Origin of the sequence: uncultured Chitinophaga sp. (assembly GCF_937874145.1) — a bacterium.
Lineage (GTDB): Bacteria > Bacteroidota > Bacteroidia > Chitinophagales > Chitinophagaceae > Chitinophaga.
In genome coordinates this window covers 1-14,200 of the sequence record NZ_CALNBI010000180.1, presented here as the reverse complement: position 1 = coordinate 14,200, position 14,200 = coordinate 1, and the positions used below count along the sequence as shown (strand labels likewise).

Genomic DNA, 14,200 nt, shown 5'->3' with positions numbered 1-14,200 from the left:
GGAACTGCGAGTAATAAAACCCGAGCTTGATGCCGGCCTTTTTGCAGGCGGCCGCCAGTTCTTTCAGCGGATCGCGCTTGAAGGGCGTGGCGTCCACGATATCGAAGTCGGAATATTTGGAATCGAACATGGCGAAACCGTCGTGGTGCTTGGAGGTGATAACGATATACTTCACGCCCGCGGCTTTCGCGATGGTCACCCATTCATCCGCATTGAATTGGGAAGGATTGAACCCCTGCGACAGGCGTGCATATTCATTGGCCGGGGTTTTGTCGCGCTGCATGATCCATTCCGTGATGCCGTAGTAACGTTTGCCTCGGATTTCGCCGCCGAAGTGGGCGTAAGGGCCCCAGTGCAGGAAGAGCCCGAATTTTGCATCGGTGAACCATTTCGTTTTTTCGCCTTTCCCGGCTTCGCTGTTCTGCCCCCATAATTCGCCGGGCTGCTGTGCAAATGCCGTTGATGTTCCCAAAGCCATCGCGGCCAGGAACACCGTTTTCTTCAGATCCATTTTCATAACTGTAGGAATTTACTGCAAGTATAACAAAGCCGCTTGCCCCGCGATTGCAGTTATTTGGCGGTTACTGATAGTATTTGCGCGGGCAGGTGCAAACGTTTCCCCTTCGCGGGAAAACAAACTCTCGAAAGCGTATTAATCAGGGGAAAGAGGAAGAACCGTTGGCGCCGGCACAGGTAGTACGGGAACCTGCACCGGCCTCCAGGGGAAAAATTTGGGGTTACAACGGTGGACAGGCCGATGGGTCTTATGGATGACTGATGAACCATGAGATCCAGTCTCAAAGGTCAAGTTTTTCAAATTGTTAGGAAAGCGTATTAATACCGAAAATCATCGGCGTAGAACTACGCAACAATCGTAATCCCAGCGTCAAAAACTCCTGTTTTTTGTCCCCCATTTCTGTCATCTTACCAAATTCCGTCAAAATACCATACAAAAAACGGCCGGGGAGACTTCCCCCGGCCGTTATATCTTTTTTCCAAATGTGCCTGAAATTACCAGATCACCACGCGCTGCGAGGCAGGGAGCACCATGGCATCGCCTTCGCTGCATTTGAATGCATCGTGGAATTCTTTCAGGTGCGGCATGGGCCCGTTAATCCGGTAACGTGCCGGGCTATGCGGGTCCGTCTGTATCTGGTTGCGCAATGCGGCATCCGTGATATTGGCGTGCCATACCTGCGCCCAGCCGAGGAAGAAACGTTGCTGCCAGCTGAAGCCATCGATGGGAGCGGGTTCCGTCTTCCCTTCGAAAGATTTTTTCAACGCGTAGTACGCCAGCGTGAGCCCGCCCAGGTCGGCAATGTTCTCACCGATCGTGAGCGCGCCGTTGATCTTGAAGCCAGGCAAAGGTTCCAGGCCACCGAAGTAATCGATGTAACGCTTCGCCAGGCCGTCGAAATTTTTGCGGTCGGCTTCGGTCCACCAGTTCTGGAGGTTGCCCTCCGCGTCGAATTGCGAGCCCTGGTCGTCGAAGCCATGGGTAAACTCGTGGCCGATCACGGCGATAATACCACCGTAATTGATCGCATCGTCGGCGTCGGGATTAAAGAACGGCGGCTGCAGGATGCCCGCAGGGAACACGATCTCGTTGTTCAGCGGGTTGTAATACGCGTTCACCGTCTGCGGCGTCATAAGCCATTCGGATTTATCCACCGGCTTGCCGATCTTCTCCACCTTTTCTTTATTCTTGAATTTATTGGCGCTGATGATGTTTTCCACCAGCTGATCGCGGCGGATATCGATCTCCGAATAATCTTTCCAGTTGTCGGGATAACCGATCTTATACGTGAAGGCTTTCAATTTCTTGTGGGCCATCTGCTTGGTTTCCGGGCTCATCCAGGCGAGCTGGTCGATGCGCTCGCCATACACCGTGCGCACGTTCTCGATCATGTCGGACACCTTCTGCTTGCTGGATTCGGGGAAATATTTCTCTGCAAAAAGCTTACCCAGCGGCATACCCAATACGCCGTCGGCGGAACGGATGGCGCGGTCTACACGGGGGCGCTGTGCTTTTCGGCCGGTCATCACCGTGGCAAAGAAGCGGAAGTCTTCGTTATCGAACTGCTTCGGCAGGAATCCCGCGAAAGTGCTCAACAGCTTGAATTTCGTGTAAGTTTTCAGCGTTTGCAGCGGCGTGGCTTTCAGCAGCTTGGCGCCGTTGGTCACATACGCCTTGTTCTGCAAAACCAGCGTATCGGTACGGATGCCCTGCACGGTGGCGAAACCGTTCCAGTCGAATTCCGGCGCCAGGGTGCGGAGCTCGGTGAATGCGATCTTATTGTAGGTCTTCACGGGGTCGCGGAGCTCGACGTTGGTCAGCTGGAGCTTGGCCAGCGCCGTTTCGAAAGCGAGGATCGTTTGCCCGGGGTTCTTTTCAGTAAACCCGGCGAGGGCGAACATCTTATCCACGTGCCCTACGAATTCCTTCCGCACGTTCTGGGTGCTTTCGTCGGTACGGTCGTAATAGGAACGCTCCCCGAGGCTGAGGCCGTCCTGCCCGCCGTACACGGCATTCACCTTACTGTCTTTCAGGTCGCCTTCCACGCCAAAACCGGCCCAGGAGCTGACGCCGATGGCGTTGAGCTCGCCCGACACAATCGCCCAGTCGTTCAGGTTTTTGATATTGTCGATTCTGCTGATCCACATTTTCAGCGGGGTGATGCCGCGTTTTTCGATGGTGGCGGTGTCGAGGAAAGAGGCGTAATAATCGGCTATCTGTTGTTCTTCGCTGCCTTTGGCGAGGCCGGATTTGCCGGCGATTTCGTGGATGATGCCTTTGAGGCGGACTTCCTTATTTTCCCGGTCGAGGATGTTGAATGCGCCCCAGCGGCTTTCGGTGCCGGGGATCGGGTTGTTTTTCTTCCAGCCCTGGTTGGCGAAGCCGTCGAAGTCGTGGCAGGGTTTAATGCTCTTGTCGAGAGAAGAATTATCGAATGCCGGCACTTTTTGTGCGGCGGCGGGCCCCGCGGCCGCAATAGCCAGCAGGAGGCCGGCCGTCATGCGCCTGGCGGAGGTGTTAAGTGATAGCATATGCTCAGGTTTAGATGATTAAATTTATCGAAGATTTGGCACTTACGGCGCGGGGTTTGTGTTAAATGGTAAATTCGTAGGTTTGCAGTGACTAAAAAAGTGGAAAAGGATGAATCTTCTGTTTGGACTATTTCGGTTTCTGACCTGGGGTAATATTATCTCATTGAGCCTGCTGGCGGTATTTGTATTGATATCGACCCTGTTCAGCCCATCTATACCGGCACTCATGATGCTGATGATGTATGCGACGGCGATCTTTCACAACTACTATTGCCTGAGGCTGCAACGCACCCTGAACCATCCGGGCGCGCCGCTGCCGGAGGGTTTCCCCAGGCAGATGATCATCCTGAGCGTGCTGGCTTTTCTGTACGCGATGTACTTCATGTCCGTATTGATCCAGATGAACCGGCTGACGCCCGCGGAACTGCAACAGATGTGGCCCATCGGGGAAGTGCCGAAAGATTCCGGGTATACGAAAGAAACCCTCATCAGCACGATGATGCGCATGATCAATATCCTGTTCGGCATCCACGCCGCGGCCATTGCCATCAACTGCGTCCTTTCCAGCTTTTTCCTCAATAAATGGAAGAAAGACCGGGAAGAAGCTGAGAAAAACGAAAAATTCTTCGACGTATAATTAAAAAAGGACCATGCGCGCACCATTGGCAGAAAGACTCCGTCCGGAAACGCTGGACGACCTCGTGGGGCAGGAGCACCTGACCGGCCAGGGCAGCATCCTGCGGAAAGCCATCGAAGCGGGAAAAATCCCCTCCATGATCCTGTGGGGCCCTCCGGGCGTGGGTAAAACCACCATCGCCAACATCATCGCGCATACCCTCCAGGTGCCTTTCTACACACTCAGCGCCATTTCTTCCGGCGTGAAGGATATCCGGGAAGTGATCGACCTGGCCAAAAGCCGCCATGCGGTATTGTTCATCGACGAGATCCACCGGTTCAACAAATCCCAGCAGGATGCCTTGCTGGGCGCCGTGGAGAAAGGGATCATCACCCTCATCGGCGCCACCACCGAAAATCCCTCTTTCGAAGTCAACGCGGCCCTGCTCTCCCGGAGCCAGGTGTATGTGCTGAAGCCCCTCGGCCCGGAAGAGCTCCTCAAACTGCTGCGCATCGCCATGCAGAAAGACGCCTGGCTCGCCGGCAAAACCATCGAGCTCCAGGAAACCGAAGCCCTTTTCAACATCTCCGGCGGCGACGCCCGCAAGCTGCTCAACCTCTTCGAGCTCGTGGTGGACTCCCTGCAAGGCGAATCCCCCATCATCGTCAACAACGAAAAAGTAATGGACATCGCGCAGCAGCGCGTGGCCCTCTACGATAAAACCGGCGAACAGCATTACGATATCATCTCCGCCTTCATCAAATCCATCCGCGGCAGCGATCCCAACGGGGCCGTGTACTGGCTCGCCCGCATGCTGGCCGGCGGGGAAGACATCAAGTTCATCGCCCGGAGGCTCGTTATTTCAGCCTCTGAAGACATCGGCAACGCCAATCCCAACGCGCTCCTGCTCGCCACCAGCTGCTTCCAGGCCGTGACCGTTATCGGCAACCCCGAAGCACGGATCATCCTGTCGCAATGCGCCACTTACCTCGCCTCTTCCCCCAAAAGCAACGCTTCCTACATGGCGATCAATACGGCGCAGAGCGTAGTGGGCCAAACCGGCGACCTGCCCGTTCCGCTGCATATCCGCAACGCGCCCACCAAACTCATGAAACAACAGGGCTACGGCAAAGGTTACCGCTATTCCCACGACTTCCAGAACAATTTCTCCGAACAGGAATACCTCCCCGACGCGATCGCCGGCACACGGTTCTACGACCCGGGAAGCAATCCCCGGGAAGATGAGCTCCGCCGCTACCTCAAGGCGTTGTGGAAAGAAAAATACAATTACTGATCCTTCGACTTATCCAGGATTTCAAAATCCAGCCGGATCTGCTCCCCGTCTTCGTCTACAACCGTCAGCACGTGCTTGCCGGCCTTCGGGCGGAACGACAGCTGGTGGAAATCCCGCGTCTCGCCCACGAATTCCGCGTCCAGGTGCCAGAAGATCCTGGCGTTGGGGGAACGGTGCGTGGCTTTGAAGACCGTTTCGCCGAGGGTGCCGTCGAGCTCAACAGGCACGTAAATGCGGGCGTTGGGCCTGGGGTAGATGAGCTCCATCGCGCGGCCACGGTCTTCCGTGGCGCATCCGGGGAGATATGGCGGCAAGGGTTCGTAGGCATGCGTGGCCCGGTAGAAATATTCCATCGCGGGCGGCAGTACGAACCAGGGTTTGTGCAACATCCTGTCCGGCTGCTCACAATCCGCCGTGACGCGGTATTTGCCCGAGGGGTCGAGGTGGATGAGCTGATGGTAAGGGCATACGGCCGAACGAAGCCCCGCCTGCGGCACGGGCAGCGAATCGCGGTCAGTGCAATATTCCCCGGCCCGGAAGCCGCTCTGCCGGCACACGGCGATGGTTTTGAGATGATCGTTGGGAACGGGGAACGGCAGTGTATTGGGCAACAACCTGAAAATATCGAACATCACGGGCGCTGCGGCGGAAACGCCCGTGAGCCCGGGGCGCCCTTCTCCATCGGCGTTCCCGGTCCAGACGGCGACGACAAACTGCGGCGTTACGCCCACTGCCCAGCCGTCCCGAAAACCGAAGCTGGTGCCCGTTTTCCAGGCGATGCGTTTCGAGGAGGCGAAGGCCTGCCAAAGCATTTCTTCACCGGGGCGCATCACTTCTTCCATGGCATTGAAGGTATACCAGATTGCGCCGGCGTCGAGGAGGCCGAAGCGCGTGAGGTTGTGCCGAGCGGGCTTTTTATCGCCGCTGCGGTACATCGGCGGATGATAGTCGTCGGTGTCGTATTTGCCGTTGTATTGCTCCTGGTGCAGGAGCGTGCGCGCCAGGCTGGCGTACACGCCGGCCAGTTCCCATAACGTCGTTTCACCGCCGCCGAGGATCATCGACAGCCCGTAATGGGTGGCAGGCTTGCGCATGGTGGTGATGCCGAGCTGGCGCAGCAGGTTGAGGAAACGGTCGCTGCGGTACTGCTGCAGGGTTTTCACCGCGGGAATATTGAGCGAGCGCGCCAGGGCGCGCGATGCCGGAACTCCACCGTCATATGCCTGGTCGAAGTTCTGCGGCGTGTACCCGGCGATATGCGTGGGCACGTCGGGCAGGAGGGTATTGGGCAGCATCAGCCCGTCGTTCAGCATGCCGGCGTAAAGCAGGGGCTTCAAGGTACTGCCCGGGCTGCGCGGCGCCTGGATGATATCTACATATGCTTCCAGCTCCGGGTCTTCGGGGCGGTACACGTTGCCGACGTATGCCAGCGCGTGCCCTGTTTCCACGTCCAGCACGAGGGCGGCGGCGTTGTTAATGCCGTTGGCTTTCAGTTGCAGGTGATGGCGGTTGACGATGTCGATGACGTTTTGCTGGAGATCGCCGGCGATCGTGGTTTTGAGGCGGGTAGGCCCATCTTCTCCCCGCAGGCGGTACTCCTGCCGGAATCGGCTCAGCAAGTGCGGAGCGAACTCGGGAAGGGGATGTGGTTTATCGGGAAGGGGCTCGATGCAGGACAAGGCGCAGGTGGCGCTGTCGATAGTGCCATTGTTCCAGAGCTTATGCAGCAGGGCGTTGCGCTTTTCAAGCAGGCGCTGGCGGTTGCGGCCGGGGTGTATCAGGGCGGGACTATTCGGCAATACCGCCAGGGTGGCCGTTTCCGCCCAGGACAATTGATCCGGCTTCCTTCCATAATACCGCCACGAAGCGGCTTCCAATCCTACCACATTTCCGCCGAAAGGCGCATTACCTGCATATAATCCGAGAATGGACTTTTTCGAATAGCGGAACTCCAGCCGCGTGGCCATCGTCATCTCCACCAATTTCTGCCAGATCGTGCGGGGCTTGTTCCGGTGCAAACGGATGACCTGCATGGTGATGGTACTGGCGCCGCTCACCACTCTTCCGCCGCCCAGGTTCTGCTTCACCGCGCGGAGCAACGCGCCGGGATCGATCCCCCAGTGATAAAAAAACCTTTTATCCTCATATGCCACGATGCATCTGGCGAATTTCTCCGGCACATCTTTATCCGCCGGGAACCGCCACTGCCCGTCCTTCGCGATGGCGGCGCCCATCAGGTCGCCCCGCTCGTCTTCGATCACGAAAGACGTAGGCGCGGTAAACAGCTGCCGCGGCAGGAGGAAATAATATCCCGCCAGCAGCAACGCCGCTATCGATAACCGCCATCTTCTCCGATAGGCCCATGCTTTGAATCGCGTCCACATAAGGAAAGAAAAGCCGGCGCTGTTTCCCGCGCCGGCTTTGAGTTTCAGATTTATTAATTACTTCACTACTTCCACCCACTTGCCCGGCACGAATGCGTGTATCGTATTATCGTACATCGCTTCCACGCTGGTGGCGGGGAGATAATACCGCCCGAGGTACGCCGCGTTCAGCAGCACCTGGTAAGTAACGGTTTTGCTTTCTTCCAGATTGAAATAAGTATACACACGGTCGTCGCGGATATCGCGGTAAGTGTACGGCGACATGCGCAGCGTGCTGTCGTTCCCCATCAGCCGGGTGTTGATGATTTCCCAGCCGGAAGGGAACACCTGCGTGAGCGCCAGCTGCTCGTAATAGCCGCGCTTGCCGGGGTTGCGGACCGTCACGGTGGCTACGAAGTCCGTTCCCTGTTTCAGTGTTTCTTCGGTGATGGGCTTGCCGGTGCGGGTATTGTACTGCACGGTCATCGCCATCACGTCCGGGTTGTTTTCCGCGTAGGGGTTCTGGCCCGACTCCGGTTGCCCGCGAAGGATCAGGCGGGCGTAAAGCACGTTCTGTCCTTTATTCTGCACCGAAACGTTGTTGTTGGCCTTGAAGGCGACGGGAATCTGCGAAAGATAGGATTCCGAATTAACGTTCGCGCTGGTGCCGCTCAGGGTATAAGCAAAAGCCATCTTGCTGCCTTTGTTGGTCCCGCAATATTTCGCCACGGCAATGAGCGCATAGGCCGTGGTTTGTGTGCTGTACCATTGTTCCTGCCCGAGGTCGAACGCTACTTCCTTCAGCAATGCGCCTGCGGCGGCGCGTTGTTCGAGCAGGGTGAGCGTTTCGAGGATCATGGCCTTATCGCGGAGGGTGGAACCGAACGTTCCGCCGAGCTGGTTATACGGCTGGATGGTGGTGCTGAGGCCACGAACGAGGGCGTTGGCGGCTTCGGTCTGGCCGGCGAGTTTGTACGCGGCGGCCAGTCTCCATTTCGCGGCTACGGACAGGTACTGGAATTCGCGCAGGCGGTTCATGGCGCCCATTTCCGGCGTCCGGGAAAGTGCGAGGAGATAGAGGCGGTATGCCTGCACGAGGTCGCCGCCTACGTAGTTATAAGAGCCCGGCGCCCAGCTGATGGCTTTGTTGCGCTGGAACTTCCGCCAGCCGTCGAGGAAGCCCGGCGGCAGGGTGTATCCTTTCGCCTGTGCTTCGATCATGAAATGGCCGGCGTAGTTGGTGCCCCATTCGTCGGATTCGCCCGATCCGGGCCAGTACGACAATCCGCCGTCCGTATTCTGGAAGGCTTTCAGCTTATTGATGCCGCTTTTGATATTGTGGTCTACATCCGCTTTCTGCTTGTCGCTGAGGTCCATGATCGTGCCGAGCGACAATTGCGGGAACACCCCGGAAGTGGTCTGCTCCACGCAACCGTGGGGATACTGGATAAGGAATTTCAGGCGTTTTTCGAGGTTGAGCGCGGGAATGGTGGAAACTTCCAGCATCCCGGTATTGGTGCCGGCCATGCCCACCGGCGCGAAGGGCTCGTCCCAACGGGCGCCGGGTTCCAGCGTTTTTTCAATGACATTCGTTGTGAAAGGATTGGGGTTACGCACGTCCAGTTCCACGTTTTCTTCCGCACGTTCCTTCCCGCTGGTGGCTACCACCTTGAATTTCCCGATGCCTACCCGGCTGCGGATCTTCACGTCGAAATACACCAGTTGCTCACCCGGTTTGGGGAAGCTCACCGTTTTGGTGGATTCCCCCACCACTTCGAAATACGGGTTGGAGCTGAGGGATACATTTGCCTGTTTCACATGCGGTTCCAGCCCGAATACCGTCACCGGCAGCTGGATCGTTTCGCCGGGGCCCAGTACGCGCGGCGCAGTGGCCAGCAGCATGAGCGGCTTCTTCACGGCGGCTACTTTCTCAGCGCTTCCGTAAGCGCCTTCCTGGCCCGCCACTACCATGGCTTTCACAGAACCGATGTACGGCGGCAGGTGAAAGTTATGCGTTTGCTTCTCCCCTTTCTTCAGGTAAAACGGCCCCATGAATTTCACCACGGGTTTGAAACGGTTGGCCTTGGCCTCGCTCGCGCCACGGTTCAGCCCCTCGTCACCGCCGATGCTCAGGATCCGCTCCAGGTCGCCGCCCCAGGCGCCGATCACATAATCGAACAGATCCCATGTTTTTACGCCCAACGCTTCGCGGGAGTAGAAAACACCGTGCGCATCCGGGGTTTTGAAACGGGTAAGGTCGAGCAGGCCTTCGTCTACGATGGCTACGGTGTAGGTCATCGCTTTGCCGTTGGCTTCCGATACGGAGATGGAAGCTGCGGATTCAGGGCGCAACGTGGCCGGCAGCGCCACCACCGGCTTGAGGACCGTATTCGGGTCTTCCACCAGCACCGGGATGGTCCCGTACATGCGGATGGGCAGGTCGTTGATGGTTTGCGCATGCGGCTGCAGGAGGCTCACGTTCACATAAATATTCGGCGCCATGTTCGGTTCCGCCTTGAACTTGTAAACGGTTTGTCCTTTTTCGGTATTGATCCAGTCGGTTTTGAGCACTTTGCTGCCCGACTCGATGCTGATCAGCCCGCGGCCGCCTTCGCTGCTGGGGATGGTCAGTACGATGTCTTCTCCTACATTATATTTCGTTTTGCCGGCGGTGAACACGAGCATGGAGGCTTCCGTCGGGTTTTCCTTCGACAGCCTTTCTTCGTAATTCGGCCAGTCGATGTACACCGATTGCCCCGTGATGTGCCCGCTTTCCAGGTCTTTCACGCGGATGAGGTAACGCCCCCAGGAAGGTTGTTCCACCCGCAGGTTCCAGCTGCCCTTACCGGCCGCGAGCGTTACCTGGTCGGTGCTGATGAGTTGATTATAATTATCGTTGGTGAAGTTGCTGATATCGTCATCGCTTTCATCCCACCACCAGCGCCAGCGGATTTTATACAACTGCACTTCCACTTTTCGGCTGCCGCTGAGGAGCCTGCCGTTGGCATCCACATTCACAATGCTTACCGCGTGATTCTTACCGGTGACGAGCATCCCGGTAAGACGGTTCCCTTCCGGCGCCCTTACGCCCACATACGTGTCGAAAACGTGGTAGGGCATGGAGAAGTGATCGATACTGAAATCGCCTCCCGGCTCAAACACTTTCACTTCGAAATTGGCTTTGAGCACACCCGGCGCGCGCTCCCCGACGGGGATATTGGCAGCCACCGGTGCGGAGCCTTCTTCGTTCAGGCTGGCGTCGAAAATGGTTTTGTTTTCGGTGCTGAACTTCTCGGTAGGATCGTCGAACGAATAGCCTTCCAGTTTGGGAAAAGCCGTGCGGGAAGATGTAAGCGACACGTCCACTTTGGCCTTCAGGCTTTGCGCCGGCGCGCCAAAGAGCCAGGCTGCGGTGAGGGTGCCTTTGGGCTGCTGGTCCTTCACGAGCGATTGCTGCGCCCCGAAATCGAGTTTCACTTTCAGGCGGTTGGGCTTCACGGTTTCGATCCGCACATTGCGCCGGAACTCCGCGCCGCCCACTTTCACCTTGGCGAGCCAGCTGCCTGTGGGGGCATCGGCGTCGGTCATGGTGTTGAAATTATAGAATCCGTTCAGCGAAATATGCTGGTTGATGCGCTTGTAAAGCTGGCCTTTCGGGTTGTACAGTTCCAGCGTTACGGGATGGTTTTCGGGAAGCTTGTCCTCTTTGTCTTCCAGCAGGAAAGTTAAAAACAAAGAATCCCCCGGGCGCCAAACCCCTCTTTCTCCATACAGGAACCCTTTCATGCCCTGCTGCACCTGTTCTCCTTTCACGTCGAAGCGGCTCAGGGGCAGCGAGGAACCATCGTCCAGCTTCAGGTAGCCGCGTTCGTTTTCGCGTTTGGCCACCAGCAGGTAAGGCTTCTTCTTCAACTCGAACTTCGCGAAGCCGTCGCCGTCGGATTTGGTGGAGAAGATGACCTGGTTTTGATAGTCGAGCAGGTTGATATCCACACCCGACAAGGGTTTGGCGTCGCGAATATCGGTAACGGCCACCACCATGCTGTTATCGTTCCCGCGCTTGGCGATGATACCGATGTTGGACGCGATGATATTCCGGGAAGCCCAGCGTTCGTAATGATAGTAGCTGTTGCGGCAGGGATTGTCGCGGTCGTTCCAGCTGTATCCGTAAGGGTAATAATCGTCGTAGCGGCGCCAGAATGCATCGTCCTGGTCGATGTTTTCGCCGTAATATTCCCGCTCCATCTCTTCTTCCTCTTCCGCCGATCCGGCTTCCTCGCCTTTGCAGGTGTAGAGCGCGTAATCTTTCCGGAAACCGATACGCACGCGGTAAATCGCGCCGGGCTCGGCTTTGATGATTTGTTCCAGGTCGAGGTTGAAGCGGTTGCGGTGGCGGAGGTTCAATGATTTGTCCGCATCGAGGCGGATCGTTTTTTCCGCGACGGGTGCCGCCACGCGCCGAAGCTCGTTGTCGCCGTTGAGGTTATTGCGCTGCAGGTATTGCGGGATGTTGCTTTCGTAAATCTTCACCACCGTCACATCCACAGCATTCAAGCCCACCGCTTCGAAAGGCATCACGAGCTTCCCGCTCTGCGGCATGATCACGCCCTTTCCGGGGATGGTCACCGACGGCAGGCGGTTCTCGAAGTTCACGCTGCCGGTAAATGCCTTGTCGAGTTTATCTTCAAAAGCGGTCAAAATCCCTTCGTTCACCACCACCGTATAATTCCCTTCAAGGCGGCCCGGCGCAAAAACTTTCACTTCGCTGCCTTCGATGGTATATTTCAGGTCCGTGGTGCCGCTGATGGTGATCAGGCCTTCCAGCGCCTGCGTGGGCAGGAGCGGACAGGAAAACTGCACCAGCAGGTGCTCTTCGGGCTCATATCTCGGCTGGATGTCCAGTACTTTGAAGTCACCGATCGCCGGCACCTCAATTTCCCGGCTGTCTTTCACATCGGATTTGATCGGCGCGCCGTCCCACAGGATGTTCATTTTCGCAGCTACGGATTTCCGGGTGATGTTGCCGATGGTGAAGCGATACGTTCTGTTGGCAACGTCGTGCTGCCATTGCAGGGTTGTTTTCTCGCCGTCGTATTGCACGGATATAAGTTTCTCGACGGCCTGCACATCTTCCGCATCGGAAGTGCGCACTACGCCGGTGTATTGCATTTTTTCGCGGCTGTTGCCCGCGGTTTTGAGGCCCAGCAATTCCACTTCGAACGAAGGCTTGATCACTTCAAACCCGAACTCGAAAACTTTAAACTGCGAAGGCACCGTCATCACTTTCCCGAGCCTGAATTTGCCAGTGTAGCGTTTGCCGGGTTCCAGGTTCTTCTCCGGCCTGAATTCGAGCGTGGTGGCATCTACCCAAAACGCCTTTCCGGAGATTGACGGGGAAAAGGAGAAAATGTCATCGGCCACGGGCTCGTTCACCGCGTGGGTCACGTTCACATCTCCCGCCAGCTGGATGCGGATAGCGCTTTGTTTGGAAATAATGCCGGTCGTATAGGCGTCGATGTAACGGGCGAAAGCGGGGTCAACCTCTTTGGCTTTCGTGCCACATCCGGCCAGGAATAATGCCGCTGCGAATACGGTTAACAGGCAGGCCAGGGGCAATAGCCTCTTGTTCAGGTGCATAGTAAAGGATTTAATGGACGGACTAAAGGTATCGGATTTATATCATTTTCCCATTCCGGATGCGCAAAAAGCGGTCTACAGGTGCAGGGAGCTCTTCTTCGTAATGCGTAACGTAAATCATGGTCACATGCATATGTTCGCAGAGCATTTCGATGATTTTTTTGAAGTGGTTGCGCTGGTGGTCGTCGAGCCCTTGGGTGGGTTCGTCGAAGATGAGCAGCGGCGGATTTTTGACGAGGGCGCGGCCGAGCAGCGTGAGGCGCTGGATGCCGGCGGGCACGCTTTTAAACAGTTCCCCGGCGAAGGCGCCGCATTCGAGCAGCTGCAGCCATTTGCCGGCGGTGTCCAGTTGCTCCGGCGTTGCCGTGCGCATATATCCGATGGTGTCGTAGAATCCGGAAGCGGCCACCTGGAGGCAGGTAGCGCCGGACTGGAAATACTGGTGCAGTTCGGGGGATACGAAACCGATCTTCCGTTTGATGTCCCAGATGCTTTCGCCGCTGCCTCTTTTGCGGCCAAAAAGGTGGATGCGGTTGGCGTAGGACTGAGGGTTATCAGCCGTGATGAGGCTGAGCAGGGTGCTTTTCCCGGAGCCGTTGGGACCGAGGAGCGCCCATTTTTCGCCGGGCTTCACCAGCCAGTCGATCCCGTCGAGGATGACGTTCTCACCATATTTGACATGAATATTTTCCATTTGCACGATGGAAGGGAAGTCGTATTGCGGGGCGCTTTCGGTGAGGGAGGCCACGAGTGCCGCGTCCATGGAGGTAACGGCGGATTCGGGGGCTTCGGGGTGGTATTGCGCCAGGTAGGCTTCGCGGGTCCATGATCCGGCGATGCGGCCGTCCTCCAGTTCGAGGACGTGCGTGATGGCGGCGGGGATTTCCTGCGGGGTGGTAACGAGGACCATGGCCACGCCGGTGGCGGCGAGGTGGTCTACGATGCCGTGGAAGGCCTTGCGCGCCTGTACGTCCAGCCCGATGAACGGGTTGTCGAGCAGGAGCAGGGCGGGCTGGCGCAGGAGGGCTTTGGCGATCATGACGCGACGGGTTTCGCCGTTGGAGAGCTTGATGAGCTCCTTTTGGCGGAGGGGGCCGATGTTGAGGGGCGCCAGCAGCGGGTCTTCCGCCCGGTCTTCCAGGTATTCGTCGACCGTGGGTGCGTCAGACGAGTCCATGGAGTTAAAGCGTTGCTGGTAGTAGAAGTCAGGCATGTTTGACTTATTCCTGAAATCGTTGTGAT

7 protein-coding genes are annotated in these 14,200 nt (G+C 57.1%); 2 read left to right on the top strand and 5 right to left on the bottom strand.

What is annotated here, in order from left to right; all coding sequences use genetic code 11:
- Both Q0510_RS08485 and Q0510_RS08480 read right to left on the bottom strand, forming a co-directional pair.
- Nucleotides 1–517: alpha-L-fucosidase (locus Q0510_RS08485; RefSeq protein ID WP_298710053.1), on the bottom strand; the 517-nt coding region annotated here is incomplete at its 3' end.
- A gap of 494 nt (nucleotides 518–1,011) precedes the next feature.
- Nucleotides 1,012–3,048: a M13 family metallopeptidase gene (locus tag Q0510_RS08480; RefSeq protein ID WP_298710052.1), complete on the bottom strand. Its 2,037-nt coding sequence runs from the start codon at nucleotides 3,046–3,048 to the stop codon at nucleotides 1,012–1,014.
- Nucleotides 3,049–3,274: 226 nt separating this feature from the next.
- Here Q0510_RS08480 and Q0510_RS08475 point away from each other — a divergent pair, with 226 nt between their 5' ends.
- Complete coding sequence (locus Q0510_RS08475; RefSeq protein ID WP_298710051.1) at nucleotides 3,275–3,685, top strand: hypothetical protein; 411 nt, start codon at nucleotides 3,275–3,277, stop codon at nucleotides 3,683–3,685.
- Between the two features lie 13 nt (nucleotides 3,686–3,698).
- Entirely contained in the window at nucleotides 3,699–4,958 is a 1,260-nt protein-coding gene (locus Q0510_RS08470; RefSeq protein ID WP_298710050.1) for a replication-associated recombination protein A, read from the top strand.
- Here Q0510_RS08470 and pbpC read toward each other — a convergent pair.
- The 3 genes from pbpC to Q0510_RS08455 all read right to left on the bottom strand — a co-directional run.
- Nucleotides 4,952–7,342: a penicillin-binding protein 1C gene (gene pbpC / locus Q0510_RS08465; RefSeq protein ID WP_298710049.1), complete on the bottom strand. Its 2,391-nt coding sequence runs from the start codon at nucleotides 7,340–7,342 to the stop codon at nucleotides 4,952–4,954. The genes Q0510_RS08470 and pbpC overlap by 7 nt on opposite strands.
- Nucleotides 7,343–7,399: 57 nt before the next feature.
- Nucleotides 7,400–12,958 carry an MG2 domain-containing protein gene (locus tag Q0510_RS08460; RefSeq protein ID WP_298710047.1) on the bottom strand — a complete coding sequence of 1,853 codons (5,559 nt, stop codon included), beginning with the start codon at nucleotides 12,956–12,958 and terminating at the stop codon, nucleotides 7,400–7,402.
- 37 nt (nucleotides 12,959–12,995) lie between these two features.
- On the bottom strand, nucleotides 12,996–14,200 hold a 1,205-nt coding region (locus Q0510_RS08455), incomplete at its 5' end, for an ATP-binding cassette domain-containing protein (protein WP_298710045.1).